The organism is Oliverpabstia sp., assembly GCF_022785585.1.
Lineage (GTDB): Bacteria > Bacillota > Clostridia > Lachnospirales > Lachnospiraceae > Oliverpabstia > Oliverpabstia intestinalis.
The window spans coordinates 1-26971 of sequence record NZ_JALFPR010000089.1 but is presented as its reverse complement, the minus strand read 5'-3'; the positions used below and the strand labels follow the sequence as shown (position 1 = coordinate 26971).

The 26971-nt window shown below is 44.4% G+C and carries 33 protein-coding genes and 2 tRNA genes; 30 read left to right on the top strand and 5 right to left on the bottom strand.

Features of this window, described 5'->3' with window-relative positions:
- Positions 1-282: hypothetical protein (locus MSA64_RS06225; RefSeq protein WP_287891006.1), on the bottom strand; the 282-nt coding region annotated here is incomplete at its 3' end.
- A gap of 94 nt (positions 283-376) precedes the next feature.
- On the opposite strand from MSA64_RS06225, the gene MSA64_RS06220 reads away from it, so the two are divergent.
- The 6 genes from MSA64_RS06220 to MSA64_RS06195 all read left to right on the top strand — a co-directional run bounded on the left by MSA64_RS06220 (position 377) and on the right by MSA64_RS06195 (position 5376).
- Complete coding sequence (locus tag MSA64_RS06220; protein WP_287891004.1) at positions 377-772, top strand: hypothetical protein; 396 nt, start codon at positions 377-379, stop codon at positions 770-772.
- An 18-nt stretch (positions 773-790) separates the two neighbouring features.
- The gene (locus tag MSA64_RS06215) at positions 791-913 is read left to right on the top strand and encodes an XkdX family protein (RefSeq protein ID WP_287891002.1); all 123 of its coding nucleotides are present in this window, start codon (positions 791-793) and stop codon (positions 911-913) included.
- Entirely contained in the window at positions 914-1369 is a 456-nt protein-coding gene (locus MSA64_RS06210) for a phage holin family protein (RefSeq protein ID WP_287891000.1), read from the top strand.
- A gap of 29 nt (positions 1370-1398) precedes the next feature.
- The gene (locus MSA64_RS06205; RefSeq protein ID WP_287890998.1) at positions 1399-3051 is read left to right on the top strand and encodes a peptidoglycan-binding domain-containing protein; all 1653 of its coding nucleotides are present in this window, start codon (positions 1399-1401) and stop codon (positions 3049-3051) included.
- A gap of 246 nt (positions 3052-3297) precedes the next feature.
- On the top strand, positions 3298-3975 hold the full coding sequence (locus MSA64_RS06200; protein ID WP_154432335.1) for a polysaccharide deacetylase family protein: 678 nt from the start codon (positions 3298-3300) through the stop codon (positions 3973-3975).
- Between the two features lie 78 nt (positions 3976-4053).
- Positions 4054-5376 carry a replication-associated recombination protein A gene (locus tag MSA64_RS06195; RefSeq protein ID WP_022170983.1) on the top strand — a complete coding sequence of 441 codons (1323 nt, stop codon included), beginning with the start codon at positions 4054-4056 and terminating at the stop codon, positions 5374-5376.
- 28 nt (positions 5377-5404) lie between these two features.
- Here the strand turns inward: MSA64_RS06195 and MSA64_RS06190 are convergent, their stop codons facing one another.
- Positions 5405-5920 (bottom strand): DUF4364 family protein, encoded by a 516-nt coding sequence (locus tag MSA64_RS06190; protein WP_022170984.1) that lies wholly within the window; start codon positions 5918-5920, stop codon positions 5405-5407.
- Positions 5913-6851 (bottom strand): TIGR01212 family radical SAM protein, encoded by a 939-nt coding sequence (locus MSA64_RS06185; RefSeq protein ID WP_154432336.1) that lies wholly within the window; start codon positions 6849-6851, stop codon positions 5913-5915. The genes MSA64_RS06190 and MSA64_RS06185 overlap by 8 nt, the downstream gene beginning before the upstream one ends.
- Before the next feature lie 196 nt (positions 6852-7047).
- Here MSA64_RS06185 and MSA64_RS06180 point away from each other — a divergent pair, with 196 nt between their 5' ends.
- The 11 genes from MSA64_RS06180 to atpC all read left to right on the top strand — a co-directional run bounded on the left by MSA64_RS06180 (position 7048) and on the right by atpC (position 14873).
- A complete protein-coding gene (locus MSA64_RS06180; RefSeq protein WP_022170986.1) occupies positions 7048-7344 on the top strand; it encodes a YerC/YecD family TrpR-related protein in 297 nt (98 codons plus the stop codon).
- A 321-nt stretch (positions 7345-7665) separates the two neighbouring features.
- Positions 7666-7938 (top strand): AtpZ/AtpI family protein, encoded by a 273-nt coding sequence (locus tag MSA64_RS06175; protein ID WP_106492780.1) that lies wholly within the window; start codon positions 7666-7668, stop codon positions 7936-7938.
- An 18-nt stretch (positions 7939-7956) separates the two neighbouring features.
- Complete coding sequence (locus MSA64_RS06170; RefSeq protein WP_117525707.1) at positions 7957-8373, top strand: hypothetical protein; 417 nt, start codon at positions 7957-7959, stop codon at positions 8371-8373.
- 17 nt (positions 8374-8390) lie between these two features.
- Positions 8391-9149, top strand: coding sequence for a F0F1 ATP synthase subunit A (locus tag MSA64_RS06165; RefSeq protein WP_154432338.1), 759 nt, complete (start codon positions 8391-8393; stop codon positions 9147-9149).
- A 75-nt stretch (positions 9150-9224) separates the two neighbouring features.
- The gene (atpE, locus tag MSA64_RS06160; protein ID WP_022171396.1) at positions 9225-9503 is read left to right on the top strand and encodes an ATP synthase F0 subunit C; all 279 of its coding nucleotides are present in this window, start codon (positions 9225-9227) and stop codon (positions 9501-9503) included.
- 31 nt (positions 9504-9534) lie between these two features.
- The gene (gene atpF, locus MSA64_RS06155) at positions 9535-10038 is read left to right on the top strand and encodes a F0F1 ATP synthase subunit B (RefSeq protein ID WP_106492777.1); all 504 of its coding nucleotides are present in this window, start codon (positions 9535-9537) and stop codon (positions 10036-10038) included.
- Positions 10035-10574, top strand: a complete 540-nt coding sequence (atpH, locus tag MSA64_RS06150) for an ATP synthase F1 subunit delta (protein ID WP_022171394.1) — start codon at positions 10035-10037, stop codon at positions 10572-10574. Before atpF ends, atpH begins: the two co-directional genes overlap by 4 nt.
- A gap of 9 nt (positions 10575-10583) precedes the next feature.
- The gene (gene atpA / locus MSA64_RS06145; RefSeq protein ID WP_154432339.1) at positions 10584-12113 is read left to right on the top strand and encodes a F0F1 ATP synthase subunit alpha; all 1530 of its coding nucleotides are present in this window, start codon (positions 10584-10586) and stop codon (positions 12111-12113) included.
- Positions 12114-12135: 22 nt separating this feature from the next.
- Complete coding sequence (gene atpG / locus MSA64_RS06140) at positions 12136-13002, top strand: ATP synthase F1 subunit gamma (protein ID WP_154432340.1); 867 nt, start codon at positions 12136-12138, stop codon at positions 13000-13002.
- A gap of 55 nt (positions 13003-13057) precedes the next feature.
- A complete protein-coding gene (atpD, locus tag MSA64_RS06135; RefSeq protein WP_022171391.1) occupies positions 13058-14458 on the top strand; it encodes a F0F1 ATP synthase subunit beta in 1401 nt (466 codons plus the stop codon).
- A gap of 13 nt (positions 14459-14471) precedes the next feature.
- Complete coding sequence (gene atpC / locus MSA64_RS06130) at positions 14472-14873, top strand: ATP synthase F1 subunit epsilon (RefSeq protein ID WP_022171390.1); 402 nt, start codon at positions 14472-14474, stop codon at positions 14871-14873.
- Between the two features lie 86 nt (positions 14874-14959).
- Here the strand turns inward: atpC and MSA64_RS06125 are convergent, their stop codons facing one another.
- Complete coding sequence (locus MSA64_RS06125; RefSeq protein ID WP_022171389.1) at positions 14960-15571, bottom strand: DUF1836 domain-containing protein; 612 nt, start codon at positions 15569-15571, stop codon at positions 14960-14962.
- A gap of 251 nt (positions 15572-15822) precedes the next feature.
- Between MSA64_RS06125 and pcrA the strand changes: the two genes are divergently transcribed.
- From pcrA to MSA64_RS06060, 13 genes are all read left to right on the top strand, one after another.
- Complete coding sequence (gene pcrA / locus MSA64_RS06120) at positions 15823-18048, top strand: DNA helicase PcrA (RefSeq protein ID WP_154432341.1); 2226 nt, start codon at positions 15823-15825, stop codon at positions 18046-18048.
- Between the two features lie 85 nt (positions 18049-18133).
- The gene (locus MSA64_RS06115) at positions 18134-18367 is read left to right on the top strand and encodes a hypothetical protein (RefSeq protein WP_022171387.1); all 234 of its coding nucleotides are present in this window, start codon (positions 18134-18136) and stop codon (positions 18365-18367) included.
- A 101-nt stretch (positions 18368-18468) separates the two neighbouring features.
- The gene (gene rlmD / locus MSA64_RS06110; RefSeq protein WP_287890990.1) at positions 18469-19869 is read left to right on the top strand and encodes a 23S rRNA (uracil(1939)-C(5))-methyltransferase RlmD; all 1401 of its coding nucleotides are present in this window, start codon (positions 18469-18471) and stop codon (positions 19867-19869) included.
- Between the two features lie 121 nt (positions 19870-19990).
- Positions 19991-21472 (top strand): glycoside hydrolase family 32 protein, encoded by a 1482-nt coding sequence (locus tag MSA64_RS06105; RefSeq protein WP_227749832.1) that lies wholly within the window; start codon positions 19991-19993, stop codon positions 21470-21472.
- A gap of 69 nt (positions 21473-21541) precedes the next feature.
- Positions 21542-22045: a YcxB family protein gene (locus MSA64_RS06100; protein WP_022171385.1), complete on the top strand. Its 504-nt coding sequence runs from the start codon at positions 21542-21544 to the stop codon at positions 22043-22045.
- Between the two features lie 15 nt (positions 22046-22060).
- Positions 22061-22504, top strand: a complete 444-nt coding sequence (tsaE, locus tag MSA64_RS06095) for a tRNA (adenosine(37)-N6)-threonylcarbamoyltransferase complex ATPase subunit type 1 TsaE (RefSeq protein ID WP_022171384.1) — start codon at positions 22061-22063, stop codon at positions 22502-22504.
- Positions 22501-23211 (top strand): tRNA (adenosine(37)-N6)-threonylcarbamoyltransferase complex dimerization subunit type 1 TsaB, encoded by a 711-nt coding sequence (gene tsaB, locus MSA64_RS06090; protein ID WP_106492770.1) that lies wholly within the window; start codon positions 22501-22503, stop codon positions 23209-23211. Before tsaE ends, tsaB begins: the two co-directional genes overlap by 4 nt.
- Complete coding sequence (rimI, locus tag MSA64_RS06085; RefSeq protein ID WP_022171382.1) at positions 23211-23660, top strand: ribosomal protein S18-alanine N-acetyltransferase; 450 nt, start codon at positions 23211-23213, stop codon at positions 23658-23660. The genes tsaB and rimI overlap by 1 nt, the downstream gene beginning before the upstream one ends.
- Positions 23661-23676: 16 nt before the next feature.
- Positions 23677-24597 carry a ribonuclease Z gene (locus tag MSA64_RS06080; RefSeq protein WP_022171381.1) on the top strand — a complete coding sequence of 307 codons (921 nt, stop codon included), beginning with the start codon at positions 23677-23679 and terminating at the stop codon, positions 24595-24597.
- The gene (tsaD, locus tag MSA64_RS06075; protein WP_287890983.1) at positions 24590-25612 is read left to right on the top strand and encodes a tRNA (adenosine(37)-N6)-threonylcarbamoyltransferase complex transferase subunit TsaD; all 1023 of its coding nucleotides are present in this window, start codon (positions 24590-24592) and stop codon (positions 25610-25612) included. Before MSA64_RS06080 ends, tsaD begins: the two co-directional genes overlap by 8 nt.
- A gap of 12 nt (positions 25613-25624) precedes the next feature.
- Entirely contained in the window at positions 25625-26335 is a 711-nt protein-coding gene (gene ispD, locus MSA64_RS06070) for a 2-C-methyl-D-erythritol 4-phosphate cytidylyltransferase (RefSeq protein ID WP_287891008.1), read from the top strand.
- Positions 26336-26430: 95 nt separating this feature from the next.
- A tRNA-Ser gene (locus MSA64_RS06065) sits at positions 26431-26516 on the top strand.
- A gap of 37 nt (positions 26517-26553) precedes the next feature.
- Positions 26554-26642 (top strand) — tRNA-Ser (locus MSA64_RS06060).
- Between the two features lie 101 nt (positions 26643-26743).
- Here the strand turns inward: MSA64_RS06060 and MSA64_RS06055 are convergent.
- Positions 26744-26971 (bottom strand): hypothetical protein (locus MSA64_RS06055; protein ID WP_287890981.1); only part of this gene is annotated, 228 nt, incomplete at its 5' end.

Genomic DNA, 26971 nt, shown 5'->3' with positions numbered 1-26971 from the left:
CTTACTTCCGAACACACTTATATTAGCTGGCATGGAATTAGAAACTTTTAAGTTGACGCTTCCATCTGTACCAATTTCCAAGTAAAAGGATTCATACAGATATTCAACAATGTTCTGTTTTGGTCTTGCTTTTTCCGGAAGAATACCTAACCGATAACCGCCCCAGTTCGGAAATGTAGTAGTAGTATTTCCCTCTATTCGTACTTCACAGATAAAAGAGTTGTAAAAACACTTGGCACTAACCCCTGCATTGCTACCTAAGTTAGCACTGAGTGTCGTCAAAGTGGAGTATAGCCCAGAAAGGAGATATATGATCAGAGATAGACCAACACATCAATTAAAGAGTAGTCAATAAATCAAAAAAAGGAGAAAAATCATGGGAAAAATCAAATTAAGTAACGAACAGGAATTGAGCATCATCGCAGACGGCATTCAGGCAGCAGGAGATAGCCTGACAATCAGCCTGACCGCAGATAAGACCATTGCAGAGTACGATGAGATTTTCAGCGAAGCGATGAATACAAAGAAAATCACAGTCCTGGATTCTGCCGGAGAACCTTTTATGATCCATTCTGGTTACACTAAGCTGCAGAGCGTAGAGAAACTGTACGATACGACTGTGGACTACAAAGAAGACGAAGATGGAAATAAGGTACCGGTAACCGGAACTGCTATCAGAGCATCTCTGATCCGCCCAGATAAGACAGAACAGAGAATCGCATCACTGGAAGACACTGTTGACACTCTGACCATGGAAATTATGGGACTGTGAGAAGGAGGGTATATGTTTATGTACGAGACAATCAAAAGACTGTATGCGAAAACAAAAAATAAATCTGTAGCTGAAAAAGCCCTGGCGAAAGGCTGGATCACAGAAGAAGAGAAAAATGCCATTCTGGCAGAGGAGGCGTAAATGAAAGTAATTGATACATACAATGCAATCTTAGGGGCAGCAGTAGCTGTCCTTTCTTATGTTCTGGGACCTCACTGGTTCTTGTTTGCAATTTTTTTGTTACTTAATGTCTTCGATTGGATCACCGGTTGGATCAAATCGAAAAAGACCGGAAAAACAAGTTCAAAAGCAGGTCTGTGGGGAATTATGAAAAAATTCGGGTATTGGATGCTAATCATTGCATCGTTCAGCATTACTGCCGGTTTCACGGAACTTGGAAGTATTTTGGGAATGGATCTCGGCGTGACAACACTTCTTGGATGGTTCGTACTGGCGTCCCTACTGGTCAACGAAGCAAGATCTATCTGCGAGAACCTTGTGGAGATGGGCGTAAACGTGCCAACCATCTTGGTAAAAGGATTGCAGGCAGCCAACAGAGTAGTAAATCAGGATGAAATGGATGATGAGGGTGAGTGATCACCCTCCATTTGAACGGAGGAAAGAATATGGATAAAAAGAATCTGGACATCTTAACAAATATCATCGGTGGTGTTGAAACAGGAGGTCAGACCTACGGAAAACGCAACTACGCGTCCTATGTAGCACCTGGAAAGAACACAGCCAATGAAAAGACATGCACTCTCGGTTGGGCAGGAAATTACGGTGAGCGGGCAAAAAGACTCTGTAAGATGATCCTGGAGCAGAACCCGGCAGCGTTCCGGAAAGTGGATACAGCCGGGATTGAAAAGAAACTGTCTGCCAACTGGGAGACAACCAAATGGCATCCGACAGCGAAAGAAAAAGCTGCCCTGATTGCGATTATCACAACCCCCAAAGGAAAAGAGTGTCAGGATGCATTATTCCAGGAATTGATGCAGGCATACCTCAAAGATGCAGAAGCATACGGAGTAACAGATATCCCGTCCCAGATGATGTGGTGCGAGATTCAGCACTTGGGAGGCATTAAGCCGGTACAGAGGATTTTCAAACGTGCAGAAAAACCGTACACACCGGATACAATCTATGCATCCCTTCTGCTGGATCAGAAAGATACCAGCAATAACAACCAGGTCGGGGATAAGATCTTCCAGTCCCGGCACGCGTGTTGCGTGAAGTGGATTAAAAAATACGCGAACAAGGAAAAGACGGAGGAAAACGGTATGATTTCTAATTGCGGACACGACGAAAATAGGAAATACACAGGTGGAAAGCCGGGCGATCAGAAAGGTGATGAATGGGCGATCATTCCATGGTACTCACGGCCATGGACATGCGTATTGAGACATCCTGATCCGACTGTGCGGAAACAGATCGCGAATCAGGCCAGAAAAGCAGCAAGAAACAACCTGATCGGCTACTGTCAGGGACACAGACTGACCTACTGGGAACACCTGAAAGCGAGCAACTACGATCCGTCTCAGATCACAGTAGCCTGTGAAGCAGACTGCAGCTCCGGAGTTTCTGCCAACATCAGAGCGACTGGAATTCTTCTGAAAAATGAAGAATTACAGAAAATTTCAGTATCCTGCACAACTCGAAACCTGAGAAAGCAGTGTGATGACCACGGATTTGACGTCCTGACCGATAGAAAATACTTGGACAGCCCAGACTACTTGCTTGAAGGTGATATCTTACTGTGTGAAGGTCACCATGTGGCCACCAACCTGACCGAAGGAAGCAAAGCCGGCGGAACAACAGAAAAGCCGGCAACGAACACAAAACCGGGAACATTGCCGGACAGCAATGTAAAGAAAGGACAGAAGTGGCTCAACAGCTGTTATGGAGCGACACTGGAAAGATATCTTGGTGAGAAGTTGGAGACGGACGGAGAATACGGAACAAAATCCAGAGCGGCAGCAGTCTGCATCTTGAAAGATGTAGTCAATCGTAAATACGGTACAAAGCTGGATCCGTCTAACAAGAACTTCCTGGGCAGCTGCAAAAAGGCAGCCAAGAAAGCAACCATCAAAAAAGGAGCATCCGGAACATTTGTCTATCTGGCGGAATTCATTTTATCAGCCAAGGGATTTTACTTTGGAGCCATGGACGCATCCTTTGGATCCGGTCTGACCGCATCCGTTAAGAGCTTCCAGAAGGAAAAGGGGCTGCCTGCCGATGGTGTGATCGGACCAGACACATGGTATAAATTATTCAATTAGGATATTCTTTCTTCCTATTAAATGTGCAGCAAATTATATAACGTTTACAATAGGACAGGTTATGCTAAGAAAATAATATACCTATAATATACAAAACTATCGAGGGAGCCTTAAAAATAGATGTTCCACAAGTAAAAGCAAACTGGCTTAATTAAAAACAAAAGATAAGGCTGTCGCAAGATGCGGCGGTCTTTTTTTGTCTTCTTTTACATAAAGTAACATAACGAGAAAGACCGGAGCGATAAGATGCAGAAGTATCTTTGGAAGAAGAGCGGGCTGGTGGTGATCGGGATGCTGTATCTGTTCCTTGCCTGGAAGGGAAAAAGGATGATAATGGTGAGCGGACAGGAACTGGTGGAGGAACCGCAGGAAGCACGTAAAGTTGCCCTGACGTTTGATGACGGACCAAGTGAGTACACGGTGGAATTATCCAGAGGATTAAAGGAACGGAGAGTGCAGGCAACCTTTTTTCTTCTGGGGGAGAACATGGAAGGACGTCGTAAAATGGTAGAAGAGCTGGTAAAAGACGGACATCTGATTGGCAATCATTCGTATCATCATGTGCAGTTAAACAAACTGAGCATAAAAGAGGCGGCGAGAGAGATTGAAAAGACAAACCGGCTGATCCGGGAGTGGACAGGAAAAGCTCCCGTGTATATCCGCCCACCGTATGGGGCATGGAGTCAGGAACTGGAAAAGGTGGTGGATATGATCCCGGTATTCTGGAATGTGGATTCTCTGGACTGGAAACTGCAGAATAAGGAACAGGTACTGAGCTGTCTGTCCGGACAGGTGGAAGAAGGAGATGTGATCCTGATGCATGACGGGTATCGGAGTTCCGTGGATGCGGCATTTGCCCTTGTGGATCATCTGCAGAAACAGGGTTTTGTGTTTGTTAATGTGGAAGAAATGGTTCTGGAATAGATGACAGAGGAACAAAAGTTTGTTATGATAAAAGAAAGTGCAGCCGGATGCAACAAAAGGAATTAGAAAGGACGTAAGATGGACTTATTTGATTATATGAAAGAAACCACGCTGGAAAATGAGTCTCCGCTGGCATCGAGAATGCGGCCGACGACGCTGGAGGAAGTGGTTGGGCAGGAACATATTATCGGCAAAGACAAATTGCTGTACCGTGCGATCAAGGCAGACAAACTGGGATCTGTTATTTTTTACGGTCCTCCCGGAACCGGAAAAACCACGTTGGCGAAAGTGATCGCCAACACGACAAGCGCAAGATTTACCCAGCTGAATGCGACCACAGCCGGAAAAAAAGATATGGAGGAAGTGGTAAAAGAAGCGCAACAACATCTTGGAATGTACGGGAAAAAGACGATTCTGTTCGTAGACGAGATCCACCGGTTTAATAAGGGACAGCAGGATTACCTGTTGCCGTTTGTAGAAGACGGTACACTGGTACTGATTGGTGCTACCACAGAAAATCCGTATTTTGAGGTAAACGGTGCGTTGCTGTCCCGTTCCATTATTTTTGAACTGAAATCATTGGAAAAAAAGGATATCCGAAAACTTCTGGACAGGGCTGTTACAGATCCGGTTAAGGGACTGGGCAGTTATCATGCAGAAGTCAGTGAGGAGGCACTGGACTTTCTGGCTGACCTTGCCGGTGGAGATGCAAGGGCAGCATTGAATGCAATAGAACTTGGCGTTCTTACTACAGAGAGAAGTGCAGACGGAAAAATCCATGTAGATCTTGAAACAGCGCAGGAATGCATCCAGAAGCGAGTAGTGCGTTACGATAAGACAGGAGATCAGCATTATGATACCATCTCAGCATTTATTAAAAGTATGCGGGGATCTGATCCGGATGCAGCTGTCTATTATCTGGCGAAGATGTTGTATGCGGGAGAAGATATCAAATTTATTGCGAGAAGAATCATGATCTGTGCGGCAGAAGACGTAGGTATGGCAGATCCACAGGCACTTGTCGTTGCTACAGCTGCAGCACAGGCAGTAGAACGGATCGGAATGCCGGAAGCACAGATCATTCTGTCAGAAGCAGTAACCTATGTGGCAACTGCGCCGAAAAGTAATACTGCCTGTGAAGCAGTCTTTGCAGCGATGGCTTCCGTGAAAAAGAAAAAGACAAGTGTTCCGGCACATCTGCAGGATGCTCATTATAAAGGATCCTCAAAACTGGGGCATGGTGTTGGTTATCTGTATGCCCATGATTACCCGGAACATTATGTGAAACAGCAATACCTGCCGGATGAGATCAAAGAGGAAGTTTTTTATCACCCAACAGATATCGGTTATGAAAAACAGGCCGGAGAGAGACTCCGACATTTACGGGAGAGAGAAGAATAAAAGAAAAGAACGGAGTGAACAGAACAAGTCAGGAAAGAGATGTCATCACCGATGCATAGATTTCCTGACTTCTTTTCGGCCAGTTATGACAGAGATTTTTTGCCATTTCTTCAGTGGGAACAGTGATTTTTAATTGGATCAGCGGTGCATTTTTTTCAAGTACACCGAGCTGGACGGTATACTCCTGTTCCGGTGTGCGGTAATATTCGGCGGTAATAGAATTCTCATTCCGCATTTCATATCCTTTTTCCAGGATATAGCTGTCCACCTCCAGCCGGATGGAATCGGACATATTCTTTTCAAAATAAGAAAGTGTTTTTTGACCTTCCGGAGTGATCTCATAGCAGATACTGTTTCCCTGTTTTCGCTCCAGAATCAGATGTGTATCCATCAGATCATGGATCGTCTGCTGAATATGAAAATATGTGGTATATTCATGATCCAGCAGAAAGTTGGTAATCTGGCTGTTGGAAAGAGGGAAGGTTACTTTTTTCAGCATGTATAAAATGATCATTTTATAAAGTGTAGAGGTATTTTCAATCATACAGATCCTCCTTATAAAGTCGACCCTGCCAGGTGTTTCGAACTTTCATCATATGATGCAGGTCGTTGAGTACAGAACGTTTGGCACTGCTCCAGAGAGGTGCGATCAGTAAATTTTTGGGTCCGTCACCGGTCACACGGTGAATGACAAGATCAGGGGACAGATGTTCCAGACAGGAAATCAGAAGGTCTAGGTATTCTTCACGGGAAAGTGTCTGAAACTTTCCGGCAAGATAATCATCAGCAAGATCGGTTCCTTTCAGCACATGAAGCAACTGCAATTTGATTCCCTGGATAGGCTGGCAATTCAGATAGTTGATTGTCTCAAGCATCTGTTCCGAAGATTCCCCGGGAAGGCCGAGAATTGTGTGAACGATGACTTCAAGATTACGTGCATGCAGATTTTTTACTGCGGCTTCAAAAGTAGAGAGTGGATAACCTCTTCGGATATAGGCAGCAGTATCGGCATGGATCGTCTGAAGTCCCAGTTCTACCCATACCGGTTTGATAGTGTTCAGTTCTGAGAGAAGTGTGAGAACATCTTCCCCCAGACAGTCTGGCCTGGTACCGATGCTGAGAGCTACCACACCTGGATGACGGATGGCTTCAAAAAAGAGCGGGCGAAGATATGAAACCGGTGCATAGGTGTTTGTGTATGCCTGAAAATAAGCAATGAACTTCTGTACCGGGCGCTTTTTTTGTATCAGTGACATCTGAGACTCTATCTGCGCAGAAACTGACTGGGAAGGATCTGCCGCAAAGTCACCGGAACCTCCGGCACTGCAGAAGATACAGCCACGGTTTCCCAGTGTACCATCCCGGTTAGGACAGGACATACCTCCGTTTAATGTGATTTTATAAACTTTTTCTTTGAAACGATCCTGAAGCATATAGTCCAGGGAATGATAAGGTTTTTCCAGCCATTTTCTCATTACAGTCCCGTCCTTTTCCCAATTTATTTAATCATATCATTGGAGGGGACGCTTTGCAAGTCAAAACACCAGACAGGAAAAACCCCTTGCTTTTTTGCTGTATTGTGTTAAAATTGTATCATATTAAGTGCCCGGAAGAAGAAATGGTGGTACTTTATGTTCGCAATGAAAATATGGGGTAGTAAAGGAGAAAATCATGAGTAAAAAAATACATACAGAGGCAGTCGATCATTTGTTTGAAGCTGTTTTATGTCTGGAAAATAAAGAAGAATGTTATACATTCTTTGAAGATGTGTGTACGATCAACGAGCTGTTATCACTTTCTCAGAGATTTGAAGTGGCACGGATGCTGCGCCAGAAGAAAACATATCTGGAGATTTCCGAGAAGACCGGAGCATCCACAGCAACGATCAGCCGTGTGAACCGCTCTCTGACATACGGAAATGACGGATATGAGATGGTTTTTAACCGGATCGGAGAGAAAGAAGAATAAAGAACAAAAAGAAAATAAAGTACGAAAGAAAAGATCCTGTGGTTGGAAAATCAAAGCCACAGGATCTTTTTGTGTGTTTTGCTGTTAAAGAAATAACAGTAAAAATCCGCAGAATTTACAGAAATATATAAAATTTTATAAACAGTTGCCAATATTTTATAAAATAAGAAAAATTTTACGAACAGAAAATGAAAAAAGTGAGAAAAAAATAACAATACACAAAAATGTTTGCTGAGACACGAAAAATATGTTACAATGTGAACAAGAAATTTTCAAAAAGGAAAGATAACTATTGTAAAAATGCACAGAAAGGAAGGGAAAATGAAAAAGTGGACAGACATCATTGAAAAACTTACGATGCTGACACAGCTCAGTCTGTCTCTCGTGACACCTCTTTTGCTTTGTCTGGGGCTGTGCTGGTGGAGCAGTAACCGCTGGTCATTGGGTGGCTGGATCTATCTGATCGGCTTTTTCTTTGGCCTTGGAGGATCTGCCATGACAGCGTGGAAGTTTTACCGGTCGGTGGTTATGCGTCAGGAACGGACAGAAAAAGAAAAAAGAAAATCAAAAGTATCTTTCAACAGACATCTTTAGGAAAGGGAACAGGACAATATGGACAATAGAAAAGAAAGAATCCAGCCTGCCGTAAGAAAAGAAACAGAACATGTTATGGTGTATACGGCAGCAGGTGTGGCAGTGATGTGGTGTGTGTTTCTGGCATTGCATCTTGTGATTCCGGAGAAAGTACCGTTTGATTATACTGTGATTCTTGGCGGGCTTTTCGGCGGTGCGGTTGCGGTATTGAATTTTTTTCTGATGGGGATGGCAGTGCAGAAAGCCGCAGCTGAGACAGAGGAAGCAGCGGCAAAGCGATGGATTCAGGCCAGTTATTCTCAGAGGAACATGATGCAGATGCTGTGGGTGATTCTTACAATTGTTCTTCCCTGTTTTCAGTTTGTAGCTGGAATCCTTCCACTTCTGATTCCTGGAACAGCAATCAAACTGGTGGGAGCAGTGAAAGGAAAATAAGGAGGTGAGAGACAGGGATGGAGGTTGATATCTCCGGTGCAAAGGTCTTTTTTACGACCCCGATCGATGTACCGCTTCTGGGAGAATTACAGATCAGCGAGACACTGATTGTCAGCTGGATCGTCATGGCGCTGATCACGGGAATATGCTTCTGGCTGACCAGAGGACTGAAGGTACGGAATATTTCAAAAAAACAGGCGGCAGCCGAATGGATCGTGGAGACTGCGGATAAGTTTGTACTGGGAAATATGGGAGAAAAGTTCCGGTACCTGATTCCGTTCGTCTCAGCATTGTTTGCAACCAGTGTGGTATCCAATCTGATCAGTCTGATCGGACTTCGCAGTCCGACAGCGGATCTTTCTACAGAGGCTGCATGGGCAGTTGTGGTTTTTACGATGATCACAGCGCAGAAGATAAAAACAAACGGTGTGGGAGGGTATCTGAAAGGATTTACCACACCGATTCCGGTTATGACTCCATTCAATATTCTTTCTGAACTGGCAACGCCGATCAGTATGGCGTGCCGTCATTTCGGTAATATTTTATCAGGGGTTGTAATCAATGCACTGATTTATGGAGCACTTGCTCTGGCAAGTAGAAAATTGCTGGGACTGATTCCGGGAGCAGTGGGAAATGTACTTTCGCAGATCCCGGTTCTGGATGTGGGAATCCCCGCAGTATTATCTGTATATTTTGACTGGTTTTCCGGAGTGATGCAGGCATTTATTTTCTGTATGTTGACGGTGATGTACATCGCGAATGCAGCAGAGGAATAGATGGACGATACAGGGAAAAACAGAAGAAAACATGTGTAGCGAAATTTTCAGGTAAATCTTATAGGAGGAAATAATATGGATTTTCAGATTTTGGCAAAAGGTATCGCACTGGCAGGATGTGCAATCGGCGCAGGATGTTCGCTGATCGCGGGTATTGGTCCTGGTATCGGTGAAGGAAATGCAGTGGCAAAAGCACTGGAAGCAATCGGACGGCAGCCGGAATGTAAAGGCGATGTTACAAGTACCATGCTGCTTGGATGCGCAATTGCAGAGACCACGGGTATCTATGGTTTTGTAACCGGTCTGCTTCTGATTTTTGTGGCACCTGGCATGTTTATGAAATTCCTGGGATAAGAACGAAAAGAAAACTAGGAGGAATAACATTATGCAGGTTCAGGAACTGGTAGGAATTATCCCCTGGACATTTGTTGCACAGATTTGCAATCTTTTTATTCAGATGTATCTGATCAAACGATTCTTGTTCAAACCGGTACACGAGATACTGGAAAAACGACGCGCGGCTGCAGATGCGGAAATCATACAGGCAGAGGAGACAAAAGCGAAAGCGGAGGCAATTCGTGCAGAATATGAACGAAATATGCAGGACGCAAGACAAAAGGCCAATGAGATTCTGGACAGCGCAAGAAATACTGCTGCGATCCAGAGTGAAAAAATCTTAAAAGAGGCTCAGGATCAGACCTTTGCAATGAAGAATAAAGCAGAAAAAGAGATTGCCCAGGAGAAGAAAAAAGCAGTCAATGAAGTGAAAGGCGAGATTGGCGATATGGCCGTGGAGATTGCCGGAAAAGTCATTGAACGTGAAATTAATGAAAAAGACCATGAAAAGCTAATAGACGAATTTATATCGAATGTAGGTGAAGTATCATGACAGAAACCGCCAGAATCTATGGGGGCAGTCTGTACGACCTTGCAGCTGAGGAAAATCTGACCGGTGAGATTCTCGGGCAGATGGAACAGATCCGCACACTTTTACGGGAGAATCCGGAGTATGAACGACTGTTGTCAGAACCTTCGATTCCTCAGATGGAAAGAAACGGGATGATCGAGGCGGCATTTGGAGGTCAGGCGCAACGATATTTGGTGAATTTTATGAAACTGATGTGTGAGAAAAATCTTCTCGGGGAATATTCCGGCTGTTTCGAGGCTTTCAAAAGCAGATATTATGAAGATCATAATATCGCTGAGGCGGTTGTGACCAGTGTCTGTCCTCTGTCGGAGGAGCAGCAGAAACGCCTGAAAGAAAAACTGAAAAAAATCAGTGGAAAAGAGATTATCCTGATTCAGAAAACCGATCCGGCGTTACTGGCAGGGGTTCGGGTAGAACTGGATGGAAAATTGCTGGACGGAACGGTGAAGAACCGGATTTCGGAGATTTCCGACAAGATTCATCATGCAACAGTGTAGGAGGAAAACATGCAACTGAAACCAGAAGAAATATCCAAAGTCATCCGAAGTCAGATCAAGTATTATGAGAATGCGATCCGGCAGGATGAAACAGGTACCGTTCTGATGGTAGGTGATGGAATTGCCAGAGTCAGTGGTCTTGCAAACTGTATGGCAGGGGAACTGCTGGAGTTTGAAGACGGAAGCTTTGGTATGGCACAGAACCTGGAAGAAAACAGTGTATCTGTTGTTTTATTTGGTTCGGGGGAAACCATCAGTGAGGAGCAGATGGTAAAACGAACCGGAAAAGTAGTATCCGTTCCGGTAGGTGAGACTCTGATAGGCAGAGTTGTCAATGCGCTGGGACAGCCAATCGATGCGGGGGGACCGATCAGTGCATCGGAGTATCGGCCAATTGAAAGTCAGGCGCCGGGTATCTGTGAACGGCAGGGGGTATGTCAGCCGTTGCAGACCGGTATCAAGGCAATTGACTCAATGGTTCCAATTGGAAGAGGTCAGCGTGAGCTGATCATCGGTGACCGCCAGACAGGAAAGACAACCATAGCCACCGATACCATTCTGAATCAGAAAGGAAAAGATGTGATCTGTATTTATGTGGCAATCGGACAGAAGCGTTCTACCGTAGCCTCTCTGGTGGAAAATCTGGAGAAAAATGGTGCTATGGATTACACTATAGTGGTTGCAGCTACTGCATCGGAGGCAAGTCCGCTGCAGTATATCGTACCGTATACCGGCTGTGCGATGGGTGAATATTTTATGTATCAGGGGAAAGATGTCCTGATTATTTACGATGATCTGAGTAAGCATGCAGTGGCATACAGGGCACTGTCATTACTGATTCGACGCCCACCGGGACGTGAAGCCTATCCGGGCGATGTATTTTATCTTCATTCAAGGCTTCTGGAACGTGCGGCAAAACTGGATGATGCACATGGAGGAGGATCGCTGACGGCACTTCCGATCATTGAGACTCAGGCAGGAGATATTTCAGCTTATATTCCGACTAATGTCATATCTATCACGGATGGACAGATATTCCTGGAATCAGAACTGTTCCATTCCGGTGTTATGCCGGCAGTTAATCCGGGTATTTCAGTTTCCAGGGTAGGAGGAAATGCGCAGATTAAGGCAATGAAGAAAGTTGCCGGTACATTAAAACTGATTTATTCCCAGTACAGAGAACTGGAAAGTTTTGCACAGTTTGGCTCTGATCTGGATGCAGATACCAAAATGCGTCTGGAACAGGGAGCACGGATTGTAGAAGTTTTAAAACAGAAACAGAATGCACCGGTGTCGGTAGAAAAGCAGGTAGCGATTCTTTATGCGGTCACAAAAGGAATTCTGTCCAAAGTAGTGACAGAAGATGTGGAACTGTATGAGGAAGGGTTATATATATGGCTGGATACGGATGCCCGTGGAGCAGAAGTGATGCAGGTGATCCGGGAAAGCGGAAAACTGGAAAAAGAAACAGAAGAAAAACTGAAAAGCGCTCTGGAAGCTTATACAGAAAGCTTTTTGGATACAAGAATTCAAAAATAAATAAAAAAAGAAGGAGGAACCTATGGCTGCAAATATGAAAGCGGTAAAACTGCGGATAAAAAGTGTGGAAAGCACCATGCAGATTACCAAGGCTATGGAACTTGTGGCGTCCTCCAAGCTGCGAAAGGCCAAGGAGCGGGCGGATACCTGCCGTCCTTATTTTCAGGAGTTGTACCGTACATTACAGGAAATAGCTAAAGGAAATACAGAATTCTATTCTGTTTATGTGAAAGAAGCGGTTCAGGAAAAATGCTGTTATGTCCTGATCGCAGGAGACCGGGGACTGGCAGGTGGGTATAATGCCAATTTACTGCGCTGTTTTGAGGAGGATGCAAAAGGGAAAATGGTCAGTGTTCTTCCTATTGGAAAAAAGGCGGTAGAATATGTCAGATCCAACAATCTGGAATACGTCACAGACGCTTTTGCAGAAATTGCGGATATTTCTGTAGCTGACTGTTTTGAAATCGCTTCTATCCTGTGCAAAGAATTTCGACAGGGAACATTTGGTCATGTGGAACTTTGTTATACCCGATTTGTTTCCATTCTGACGCAGAACCCGGAATCAGTTCCGGTACTTCCACTGATAGACATTGCAAAAGAAGAACAGGGACATAATGAGAAAGAAAGAATTCGTAATCTGATTTTGTATGAACCAAATGGAGTGGAAGTGTTTAACTCCATTGTTCCGGAATATCTCGGAGGTCTGATCTACGGTGGTGTCTGTGAGAGTGTGGCAAGCGAACTGGCAGCACGAAGAAATGCTATGGAGAAAGCAACCGGTAATGCCCAGGATATGATCGATGAGTTGAATTTGTATTATAACCGGGAACGCCAAGCAGGCATTACTCAGGAAATCACGGAGATTGTCGGAGGTGCAGAATGTCTGTAGCCGGACATACGGTGCAGGAAGCTGAAAGAAAAATATAAGGTAAGGAGATTGGTAGATGAGCGAAAAGCACATTGGAAAAGTAATACAGGTGACCGGACCGGTTCTGGATATTCGCTTTCCGGAGGGGGAGTTACCTGCACTCCTGAATGCCATAGAAATAGACAATCATGGAGAAAAACTGATCGTGGAAGTGGCGCAGCAGACCGGAGATCATACGGTTCGTTGCATTGCCATGAAATCGACAGATGGTCTGGTTCGTGGAACTGCCGCGGTGGATACGGGAAAACCGATTACGGTTCCTGTCGGAGAAGCCTGTCTTGGCAGAGTGTTTAATCTGCTGGGAGAGACGGTAGATGATCAGGGTCCGGTAATCACAGAGGAACAATGGCCGATCCACAGAAATGCACCGGAATACGAAGAACAGGTTCCGGCAACAGAGATTCTGGAAACCGGAATTAAAGTTGTGGATCTGATCTGTCCGTATGCGAAAGGTGGAAAGATCGGTTTGTTCGGTGGTGCCGGGGTAGGAAAGACGGTTCTGATCATGGAACTGATTCACAACGTAGCAACTGCTCACGGAGGACTTTCCGTATTTACCGGTGTAGGAGAGCGGACAAGAGAAGGAAATGATCTTTATAATGAGATGAAAGAAAGCGGTGTTATTGATAAAACAGCACTGGTGTACGGACAGATGAATGAACCACCGGGAGCACGTATGCGTGTGGGTCTGTCCGGTCTTACGATGGCAGAGTATTTTCGTGATGTGAAAAATCAGGATGTACTGTTGTTTATTGATAACATCTTCCGGTTTACACAGGCGGGTTCGGAAGTGTCGGCCCTGCTCGGACGTATGCCGTCTGCAGTAGGTTACCAGCCAACTCTTGCTACAGAGATGGGTGCACTTCAGGAGCGAATCACTTCGACGAGAAAAGGATCCATCACATCTGTACAGGCTGTGTATGTGCCGGCGGATGACCTGACAGACCCGGCGCCGGCAACAACATTTACCCATCTGGATGCGACTACAGTTCTTTCCAGAGAGATTGCCAGTCAGGGTATCTATCCGGCGGTGGATCCACTGGATTCTACCAGCCGTATCCTGGCACCGGAGATTGTGGGAAAAGAGCATTATGAAATTGCACGTGCAGTACAGCAAGTACTGCAGCGCTACAAAGAACTGCAGGATATTATAGCTATCATGGGTATGGATGAACTGTCGGAAGAAGATAAAAAGACGGTTAACCGTGCACGAAAAGTACAGCGTTATCTGTCGCAGAGCTTCTCGGTTGCAGAACAGTTTACCGGAATGGCGGGAACTTATGTACCGTTAAAAGAGACATTGCGTGGATTCCGCATGATCCTTGACGGAGCGTGTGATGAGATTCCGGAGAGCTGCTTCCTGTTTGCCGGAAACATCGATGAGGTGTTTGAAAAAGCAAAAGTACAGAACCAGTAAAGGAGGGTAACGAATGAGCACATTTCCTTTGCGTATCGGTACACCGGACGGACTGCTGTATGAAGGAGAAGTCGCAAGACTTGTCTGCCGGACAATCAATGGTGATCTTGCGATTTTGCCAAGACACTGCAATTACTGTACGGCACTTGGCATGGGAGAAGCCCATATTATACTGGAAGACGGCAGCAGGAAGAATGCAGCCTGTATCGGCGGGATGCTTTCTGTGATGAATGGAACCTGCCATGTGCTGGCAACAACCTGGGAGTGGGAAGAAGATATAGATACAGAGAGAGCGGAAGATGCCAGAAAACGTGCGGAAGCCAGACTGGCAGAAGGCGGTCTCAGCGATAAGGAATATCGGATCGTCAAGGCAAAACTGCAAAGAGCACTGGTTCGTCTCGGAGTGAAAGAATAAAGAAAAAATGTAATTGTTCGGTATCTTCCCGGGCACGAGCAAAAAATGCAGGATTCGAAGAAATATCGAATCCTGCATTTTTAATGCTATTTTTTCTTTTTTTCTTTAGTATCCGGGTGCAGATCGTCGATCAGAGATTCAATTAACTGCTTTTTCACATATACATCAAAACTGAGAAGGCAGATAAAAGAAAAAGTTTTCAGAAATTCCTGATCTTTTTCCGGGGCATCCTGAAACGTTTCGCGGGATAACCGATAGCGATTGGTAATATCTTCCTTCAGGATGTCTACCTGAGATTTTTCAAGGCGGAAAACTTCATTATAAATATCTTCCAGAGAGAGGTTCTCAGAGGAAGAAAAATACGTATCGGTAATAGGCTTTAAGAGTGCCTGTATATCCGTAATAGATAAAATACTTTTAAAATAATAGATAAACACCAGCACAAGAAGATGCTCTTTGGAGTATTTCTTTTTCAGTGGCGGAGGAAGCAGATCATTTTTTGCATAATTGTTGATCATGGTTTTCGTAAGAATTTTATCCTCCGGATAGCGCTTGGAGGAAGCCAGCTGTGCATCCATAAAGGTGGTTACCTGATCCATATATAAAGGAATATTTGGTACCTCCTCCGGTTTGATATAATCAATACGGGAAAGGCTTCCAAGAATGCTGTTTAAAAGATCACTTGTATCAATCGTCATCATATCACCTCTTCCACCCCATTATATAGTTTTTAATACTATTTGTAAATCTTTTTTTTAACGTTCCTGATCACAAGAAGCAACTAGCTTATCGGTGATTGGATCGGTAACGAGAGAGCTGAGATACTGTTTCGGGAGTGGCCGGTAACAATTGACTTGCGAACGGGTGCATGATATGATAAGAACACCTGTACGAAAAAATGTATTTCCGGAAATATTTCGAGATACATGTAAGAGATGGAGAGGAAAATATGAGTAAATATGATAGTTTGAATGCGATGCAGCAGGAAGCGGTATTCCATACCGAAGGTCCGGTTTTGATTCTTGCTGGTGCCGGATCTGGAAAAACCCGTGTCCTGACACACCGAATCGCATATTTGATAGAAGAAAAAGGGATTAATCCGTGGAATATTATGGCAATCACTTTTACTAATAAGGCAGCACAGGAGATGCGGGAAAGAGTGGATCAGATTGTGGGATTTGGTTCCGAAAGTATCTGGGTCAGTACCTTTCATTCCAGCTGTGTGCGGATGCTTCGCAGATATATCGATCGACTGGGGTACGATAATAATTTTACGATCTACGATACAGATGATCAGAAAACAGTAATCAAAGAGATCTGCAAGCGGTTAAACATCGATACCAAGCAGTTTAAAGAGCGAACATTGATGGCAGCAATTTCTTCCGCCAAAGACGAACTGATATCTCCGGCAGAATATAAACTGCAGGCTTCGACTGCTTCCGGCTATGGTGCGCAGACGATTGCCCGTGTGTATGAAGCGTATCAGAAGCAGCTTCGTCAGAACAACGCGCTGGACTTTGATGATCTGATTGTAAAAACAGTGGAACTGTTTCAGTCATGCCCGGATGTGCTTGACTATTATCAGGAACGGTTCCGTTATATCATGGTAGACGAGTATCAGGACACCAATACTGCCCAGTTCAAATTTGTAAGTCTGTTGGCAGAGAAATATAAAAATCTTTGTGTAGTCGGTGACGATGATCAGTCCATTTACAAGTTTCGTGGTGCCAATATCGGAAACATTCTGGGATACGAAAAAGTATTTCCACAGGCAAAAGTCATCAAACTGGAACAGAATTACCGTTCTACCCAGAATATTCTGAATGCGGCGAACGAAGTGATTAAAAATAATGAGGGGAGAAAAGACAAGACCTTATGGACGGCAAATGAAGAAGGAGCTCCCATTCATTTCCGTCAGTTTCAGAATGGGTATGAAGAAGCAGAATATATTGCAGGTGCGATCAGCCAGAAAGTCCGGGAAGGAATCTATGATTACAAGGACTGTGCGATTTTGTATCGTACCAACGCCCAGTCCCGTTTGTTTGAGGAAAAATTCCTGATTGCAAATATTCCGTATAAGATCGTAGGCGGTGTAAACTTCTATGCGAGAAAAGAAATTAAGGATCTGCTCGCTTATATGAAGACCATTGATAATGCGAAAGACGATGTAGCAGTCAAAAGGATCATCAATGTACCAAAACGTGGTATCGGTGCGGCAACTCTCGGAAAGGTGCAGGATTATGCGGATGCTTATGGTATCAGTTTTTATCAGGCACTTCGACAGGCGGAAGAGATCCCGACACTTGGTCGTGGAAGTGCAAAAGTACGTCCGTTCGTGGAATTCATTCAGAAATTCCGTAGCCAGATAGAGTATCTGTCGGTAAAAGAGTTGCTGGAAAAGCTGATTGAAGAGACAGGTTATGTGAAAGAACTTGAAGCAGAAGATACGGATGAAGCAAAAGCACGTATCGAAAATATCGATGAGTTGATATCCAAAGCAGCGTCTTACGAGGATGAGGCAGAAGATCCAAGTCTGTCCGGATTTCTGGAGGAAGTGGCACTGATAGCAGATATCGATTCGGTGGAAGAGAGTGATAACCGCGTACTTTTGATGACTCTGCACAGCGCGAAAGGTCTTGAATTTCCGAATGTCTATCTGGCGGGTATGGAAGATGGTATTTTCCCGGGGTATATGACAATTGTGGGAGACGATCCGCAGGATATGGAAGAAGAAAGACGTCTCTGCTACGTGGGAATTACAAGAGCAATGAAGGAACTGACGTTGAGTGCGGCACAGCAACGTATGATCCGAGGAGAAACACAGTATAACAAGGTATCCCGTTTTATCCGGGAGATACCACGGGAACTGGTAGAACTTGGAAGAGAGCCGAAAGCGCGAAGGATTACAAAGATGCCGGAACCATCCAGCAGTTATGCAAAGATGCGTCAGACCTACCAGAAGACCAGCTTTTCCCCCAAACAGTTTGAAGTTAAAAAATCACAGGGACTTGCTTATGGTGTGGGAGACACAGTACGCCATATCAAATTCGGAACCGGAACGGTGCAGGCGATCGTTGATGGGGGCAAGGACTATGAGGTTACAGTAGATTTTGATAAAGCCGGAACAAAGAAAATGTTTGCATCCTTTGCAAAATTAAAGAAAATAACAGAATAAATTTTTGTGGTAAAATTACAGGGATAGTGGTATAATAATACTAGTTTTTGGAAGCTATGCTTTTAGAGAAAGGACGGTGTTTAACATGAATAAACTTGACGAGTTAATGGCCTTGCTGCAAAAGCAGGAAAAAGAAGAAGAAAAATGCAAAAACACAGTAATGTGGGTACTGGCAATTATAGGTGCCGTTGCGGCAGTGGCAGGTATTGCATACGCAGTGTACCGTTTTTTCACACCGGATTATCTGGAAGACTTTGAAGATGATTTCGATGATGATTTTGACGATTACTTTGAAGATGAAGATAACGAAGAAAATTAAAATGTGAATACACAAAACGGCAGGAAAGCTTCGGAGGAGACCCCGGAGCTTTTCTTCGGTTAAAAGCTGCAGACAGAAAAAACAAGAAGAAAGGACAGCAGATGAAAAAAGGCGAAGTATATGAGGGAATCATTGAACAGATAGAATTTCCGAATAAAGGAAAGGTAGTGGTGGACGGACAGACGGTGATCGTAAAAAATGGAATGCCTGGGCAAAAAGTTCGTTTTATGATCAATAAAAAAAGGGGCGGCAGAGTAGAAGCAAGGCTTCTGGAAGTGTTAGAACCATCACCGCTTGAAACGAGAAAACCGGTCTGTTCCATCTTTCCGCAGTGTGGAGGATGCATGTATCAGACCATGGATTACAGCCACCAGTTGGAGATGAAGCAGGAGCAGATCCGCAGACTCCTGGACACAGCGATCAAAAACGGTGGGCAGGTGGATGAAAACGGAAACCCGGATTATGTTTTTGAGGGAATCAAGGGAAGTCCTACAGAATTCTGTTACCGCAATAAGATGGAATTCTCGTTCGGAGATGCCGAAAAAGACGGCCCGCTGACACTGGGACTCCATAAAAAGGGAAGTACCTATGATGTGCTGACCGCATCCGACTGTAAGTTGGTACATGAAGATCTGACGAAGATTCTGACCTGTGTGCTGGATTACTGTAAGAAACAGGGATTTACCTATTATCATAAGATGCGCCATGAGGGATATCTGAGGCATCTGCTGCTGCGTCGGGGAAATACGACCGGGGAGATCCTGATCAATCTGGTAACGACTACGCAGCTGAATCCTGATCTTTCTGAACTGGTGGAACGTCTTATGGCGCTTTCTCTGGAAGGGAAGATCGTGGGAATCCTGCATATTCTGAACGATTCACTGGCAGATCTTGTACAGAGTGATGAGACCAGAGTACTGTATGGACAAGATTATTTCTATGAAAATCTTCTGGGACTGAAGTTTAAGATCACGCCGTTCTCCTTCTTCCAGCCGAATTCTCTCGGCGCGGAAGTGTTGTATGAAACTGCACGAAGCTATATTGGGGATACCAGAGACATGACGGTCTTTGATCTCTACAGCGGAACCGGTACGATTTCACAGATCCTGGCAGCAGTGGCGAAAAAAGTGATTGGTGTGGAGATCGTAGAAGAAGCCGTTGTGGCAGCCAGGGAAAATGCTGAGAGAAACGGCATCAAAAACTGCGAATTTATCGCCGGTGATGTGCTGAAGGTGCTTGATGAGATTGAAGAAAAACCGGATTTTATCGTACTTGACCCGCCGCGGGACGGTATCCATCCGAAAGCTCTTCCGAAGATCATCGAATACCAGGTGGATAATCTGGTTTATATTTCCTGTAAACCGACCAGCCTTGCAAGGGATCTGGAAATCTTTTTACAGCGTGGCTATCGCGTGGAGCGGTGCGTATGTGTCGATCAGTTTGCACAGACAGTTCACACAGAAACGATCTGTCATCTGAAACATACAATAGAAAAACAGTAACTGTGATGATACTGAGCAGGTACAAAAACAGCTGGACGGAACGCATCTGACAAGATAAAATAAAGATAATTGTATGATGAATCAAAGAATAAAAAAATGACAGCAAAGAGAGGTTTAATTAATGAATAAACAATCCGAAAAATTAGCAAAAGCAATTGCATATGAGGCAAAGAAAAAGAAGGAGAGAGATGAGGATAAACGTCCGGCATTTCATGTAACGCCGACAACCGGCTGGTGCAACGATCCGAACGGATTTTCCCGATTTGGTGAGGAATATCATCTGTTTTATCAGTATTATCCATATGAAAATAAATGGGGTCCGATGCACTGGGGACATTGCAGGACAAAAGATTTTATCAAATGGGAAGAACTTCCATGTGCGCTGGCACCGGATATGGAATACGATGGTCAGGGATGTTTTTCCGGAACAGCTGTGGAACATGAAGGAAAACATATTCTGATGTATACCAGTGTTCTGGAAAAAGATCTGGAGGATGGCACACATATGGTACGCCAGACACAGAGCATTGCGATCGGTGATGGCGAAAATTATGAAAAAGTGGCAGAAAACCCGGTGATCACCGCAGACTGCCTGCCGGAAGGAAGCTCCCCGGTGGATTTTCGTGATCCGAAGATCTGGAAAGAAGACGGACGCTTCTATGCATTGATCGGAAGCAAGGCAGAGGATGGAAGCGGTCAGCTGGCACTATTTACATCTGAAGATGCGCTCCATTGGAATTACGAGAAAATGATCGACCAGTGTAAAAACCGCTATGGAAAAATGTGGGAGTGCCCGGATTTCTTTGCACTTGACGGCTGTCAGGTTCTGATCGTATCTCCGCAGTTTATGAGAGCAGAAGGACTGGAGTTTCATAATGGAAACAATTCCATCTATTTTACCGGAGATTATGAGAAAGAGACGATGACTTATACCAGAGGCGATGCGAGACAGGTGGACTATGGTATGGATTTTTATGCACCGCAGACGGTAGAAACAACCGATGGAAGAAGAGTTATGATTGCATGGCTGCAGAGCTGGGATAATTTCATGACTCCGGAAGATATGGACTGGACCGGTCTTATGACCATTCCGAGAGAACTCCATGTGGAAGACGGCAGCCTGGTACAGCTTCCGGTACGTGAGATTGAAAATTATTATACCGGCGAGCACAGCTATGAAAATGTCACCCTGGAAAACCAGTCTGCTGAACTGGACGGAATCACAGGCAGAAGTTTTGATATGACGGTAGAAGTAAAAAAAGAGGATCTGGAAGGATTCTCCATTTTGCTTGCCTGCGATGATGAAAATTATACGGAACTGTACTATAACAGATACCAGGAATTATTTACCGTGGATCGTACGTATTCCGGTCTGGTAAGAGATGTGATTTGCAGTCGCAGTATGAAGGTGGCAAATGAGAAAGAAACGATCAAATTCAGGATTGTGATGGATAAGTATACAATAGAAGTATTTGCAAATGATGGTAAACAGGCGATGACAACACTGATCTATACGGATTTGAAGTCGCAGGGAATCGTATTTTCTAGCGATGGAAAAGCAACATTCAGCGTTACACAGCATACAATTACCATGCCGGAATAGACCCTTTCTTGTGGGAATAAGATTCCTATGCTATAATGTGCAAAAATCAGAAATTAAAGGAGAACAGAAGTGAAATTACAATTTAATGTGCAGATGAGCAGACAGTATCTGTTTGATTTCTTTCTGCAGCATACCTACCGGACCCTGCGTGGAAAGCTCAGTCTTCTGGCAGGACTTGCGATGATTCCACTGTGTGTGCTTACCTGGAACCGGGTGGGAAGAATGTTCAGCGTGTGTTATATATTTTTTGCTGTATTTTTCCTGCTCCTGATGCCGGGAAAACTTTGGATCAAGGCGGATCAGGGATTCAAAAGAACACCAGTGTATCGTAAACCATTTACTTACAAAGTAGACAGTACCGGAATCACCACGATCCAGAACGCGCAGACCGGACATCTGAAATGGGCTCAGGTGGAAAAGGTGATTGACAGTCAGTTATGTCTGTATGTCTATATCAACAAGGCAGATGCATATGTATGGCCCAAGGCAGCAGTCGGTAAAAATTATCCGAAGCTGATGGAACTTCTGAAAAAACATGTGGATGCAAGAAAACTGAAGATCCGTCTGAAATAAAGAAAGAGGAAAACAATGACAATAGAAACAAACAGTCCTGAAGAGACCTTTGCACTGGGACAGAAACTTGGAGAACAGGCAAAAGCAGGACAAATCTATACCCTAAATGGAGACCTTGGCGTTGGGAAAACAGTGTTTACTCAGGGAATCGCCAGAGGACTAGGAATCACAGAAGCGGTCAGCAGCCCGACATTTACCATTGTACAGGTATATGAAGAGGGAAGACTTCCTTTTTATCATTTCGATGTATACCGTATCGGAGATATCGAAGAGATGGAAGAAATCGGTTATGATGATTATTTCTTCGGAAATGGTGTGTGTATGATCGAATGGGCGGAACTGATCGAAGAACTGATTCCGGAAAACAGTATTCATGTAACAATTGAGAAAGACCTGGAAAAAGGATTTGATTACCGTCGGATCACCATTACCGGTCTGGAAGGATGGGAGAACAAATGAAAATATTAGCACTTGACAGCTCAGGACTGGTAGCGTCTGTCGCAGTTGTGGAAGACAATCAGCTGTTGGCAGAATATACGGTGAATTATAAAAAGACACATTCTCAGACCCTGCTTCCGATGCTTGATGAGATCGCGAAGATGATCGAACTGGATCTGGAAACCATAGATGCTATTGCAGTGGCAGCAGGTCCGGGATCGTTTACCGGACTTCGTATAGGTTCCGCCACGGCAAAGGGACTGGGACTGGCATTAAAGAAACCGCTGATACCGGTGCCAACAGTAGACGCACTGGCATATAATCTGTATGATTCTACAGGTGTGATCTGCCCGATGATGGATGCGAGAAGAAAACAGGTCTACACCGGAATCTACCGCTTTGCAGATCACGAACTGGTAACAGTGAGCAGACAGAAAGCAATTGCTGTGGAAGAACTGATCCGGGAACTGAATGCATTGGGAGAAGCGGTGATCTTTCTGGGAGACGGTGTTACGGTTTATCAGGAGATGTTAAAAGAAAATATGCAGGTACCGTACAGTTTTGCACCGGCACATCTGAACAAACAGCGTGCAGGAGCTGTGGGAGCATTGGCAGAAAAATATTACCGGGAAGGCAAGACAGTGACAGCAGCCGAGCATCAGCCGGAATATCTTCGGGTATCTCAGGCAGAGCGGGAGCGTGCGGAAAGAGAAGCAGGAAAAAAATAATGAAAATTCGGGAAATGCAGCTGGACGATCTGGAACAGGTGATGAAGATTGAAAATGAGAATTTCTCCCGCCCGTGGACAGAAACAGGTTTTTTTACTTTTCTTATCCGTCAGGATACGTTATTTCTGATAGCGGCGGAAGGAGAAGAGATCCTTGGGTATTGTGGTGTTGTGATGGTACAGGACGAAGGAGATATTACGAATGTATCTGTGAAAAAAGACAGGCAGAACCATGGTACCGGCAAGCTTCTGGTGCAGGAGCTGATCAGAATAACGAATGAGATGGGAGTGTCCCGTCTTTTTCTGGAAGTCCGCGAGAGCAATGAAAGGGCAATTCATGTATATGAAAAAGCCGGATTTGTGAAAAATGGCTTACGGAAAAATTATTATGAGGATCCTGTGGAACATGCAGTACTGATGATGCATGAGACAGTTGGAAAAGAAAGATAGAGGAATTAAAAATTCGATGTTAGATGTATGTTTATTGGGAACAGGTGGGATGATGCCGCTGCCACGCAGATATCTTACCTCCTTCCTTGCCAGATATAACGGAAGCAGTCTGATGATCGACTGTGGAGAGGGAACTCAGGTGGCAGTGAAGTCGAAAGGATGGAGCTTTAAACCGATCGATGTGATCTGCTTCACTCATTATCATGCAGATCATATCAGTGGTCTTCCGGGAATGTTACTGACTATGGGAAATGCAGAACGTACGGAACCGCTGACCCTGATCGGACCGAAAGGACTTGAACGGGTGGTTAATGCTCTTCGTACCATTGCTCCGGAACTTCCATTTCCAATTATTTGCAAAGAAATTCAGGGGCAGGAAGAAAAATTTTCCGTTCGGGGGTATGAGATCACGGCGTTTCGGGTGAACCATAATGTGACCTGTTACGGCTATACCGTAGAGATTCGCCGTGGTGGAAAATTCTCTGTGGAACAGGCAAAAGCCAACGAGATTCCACTGAAATACTGGAACCCACTGCAAAAAGGTGAGTCCATCGAGGCAGGCGGAAAGGTGTATACACCGGATATGGTACTCGGACCGGCAAGAAAAGGTCTGAAAGTCACATACTGTACGGACAGTCGTCCGACGGTATCGATGGAAGAACATGCAAAAGAATCGGATCTGCTGATATGTGAGGGAATGTACGGAGAACCGGAAAAAGACGCAAAAGCGAGAGAATACAAGCATATGACGATGAAAGAGGCGGCAAAACTCGCGAAAAAAGCACAGGTAAAAGAAATGTGGCTGACACATTTCAGTCCCTCTCTGGTACATCCGGAAGAATATATGGATGGTGTAAGAGAGATTTTCCCGAACAGTTATGTTGGAAAAGATGGAAAATCCGTGGATTTGTTATTTGAGGAGGAAGAAAATGAGTGAGAAAGATGTTTTAATTCTGGCAATTGAGAGTTCCTGTGATGAAACGGCAGCTTCCGTAGTGAAAAATGGACGAACCATTTTGTCTAATATAATTTCTTCTCAGATTGCATTGCATACTCTGTATGGAGGGGTGGTGCCGGAAATCGCATCCAGAAAACATATTGAAAAAATAAATCAGGTAATAGAAGAGGCGTTGACAGAGGCAGATGTTACGCTGGAGGATCTGGATGCTGTCGGAGTCACCTATGGCCCGGGTCTGGTTGGAGCACTGCTGGTGGGAGTGGCAGAAGCGAAGGCAATCAGCTATGCGAAAAAACTGCCGCTGATAGGAGTCCATCATATCGAGGGACATGTTTCTGCCAATTATATTGAACATCCGGATCTGAAACCACCGTTTATGTGCCTGATCGTATCCGGCGGACATACCCATCTGGTGATCGTCAAAGATTACGGAGAGTTTGAAATTCTTGGAAGAACAAGAGATGATGCGGCAGGGGAAGCCTTTGATAAAGTAGCACGTGCCATTGGTCTGGGATATCCGGGCGGACCAAAGATTGATAAAGTGTCCAAAGAGGGGAATCCGAATGCCATTGTATTTCCAAAGGCAAAACTGGAAGATCCTTATGATTTCAGTTTCAGCGGAGTAAAATCTGCAGTTTTAAATCATATTAATCGATGTAAGATGCAGGGAGAAGAAATCTGTGAGGCAGATATTGCTGCATCTTTCCAGAAAGCAGTGGTAGATACACTGGTGGAAAAAGCGGTAAAGGCGGCAAAAGAGCATCATATGGATAAACTGGCCATTGCTGGTGGTGTTGCCTCCAACAGTGCTCTGCGTCAGGCAATGAAAGAAGCGTGCGAGAGAGAACATATCAGGTTTTATTATCCATCGCCGATCTTTTGCACCGATAATGCGGCAATGATTGGTGTTGCGGCTTATTACGAATACAAAAAAGGTGTGCGTCACGGATGGGATCTGAATGCAGTTCCAAATCTGAAACTGGGAGAACGGTAAGAAAGGAAGGTGATACCAGTGAAATGTACAGCAATCATTCTGGCAGCAGGTCAGGGAAAAAGGATGAAAAGTAATGTACAGAAACAGTTTTTACAGCTGGGAGAATATCCGGTGCTGTATTATTCACTGAAAGCTTTTCAGGATTCACCGGAAATCACAGACATTGTTCTGGTGTGTGGGAAAACAGAAATCAATTACTGTAAAGTTGCATTTGTGCAGAAGTATCATATTGATAAAGTGTCAGAAGTAGTTGCAGGTGGAAAAGAGAGATATGAATCGGTTTATCAGGGACTTTGTGCCTGTCACAAAACAGATTATGTTCTGATTCACGATGGAGCAAGACCATTTGTCACAGAAGAACTGATTCAGCGAGGCCTTGACTGTGCGAAAGAATATCAGGCATGTGCAGCAGGTGTGCCATCCAAAGATACAGTGAAGATAATTGGTGAAGGAAAAAAAGTGGTATCTACACCGGATCGGAGTCATGTGTGGAATGTTCAGACACCACAGATATTTGAGTATCATCTGATAAAAGAAGCTTATGAAAAAGCACTGATGCATGACAGCAGCAGAATTACAGATGATGCTATGGTAGTAGAGGATTATGGAAATCATAAGGTATGGTTATATGAAGGATCTTATAAAAATATAAAAATTACTACACCGGAAGACCTTGAAATTGGTGAAATATTTGCCCGTGAAACATATGATAAAAAAAAGTAAAAAAATGAAAAAAGTATATTGACATATTGAAAAACAGATGATAGAATATCACTTGTCTTCGAGCGAGACAAAAGCGCAGACCACTACAGAGATATGGAGAGGTATCGAAGTGGTCATAACGAGGCGGTCTTGAAAACCGTTTGTCCGAAAGGGCGCGTGGGTTCGAATCCCACCCTCTCCGTTACAAAAGAAAAAACTGATCTTCTGATCAGGCATTTGGAGAAGTACCCAAGTGGCTGAAGGGGCTCCCCTGGAAAGGGAGTAGGTCGTTAGTAGCGGCGCGAGGGTTCAAATCCCTCCTTCTCCGTTCGGTGAAAACCGAAGAGTTGCGAGGAAAAAGTTCTTGACAACTAAGCGGTAGACATGATATACTACCAAAGTTGCTGCAAGAGAGAAACAAAAACAACTTCAAAAAAGTTGAAAAAAGTTCTTGACAGGCAGGAAACGACATGATATAATAGCAAAGCTGTTTGAGACAAACGGCAATGCAAAACCGATCTTTGATAACTGAACAGTGAAACACATTCCTCGAAAGTTCTTTTTAAAATCATAAAAACGAACGATCGAAAGATCCTTAAAAAACAGTAAAAGTGATAAATTAGCCAAGAGTTGATTTTGACCTGGAGCAAATCTCAC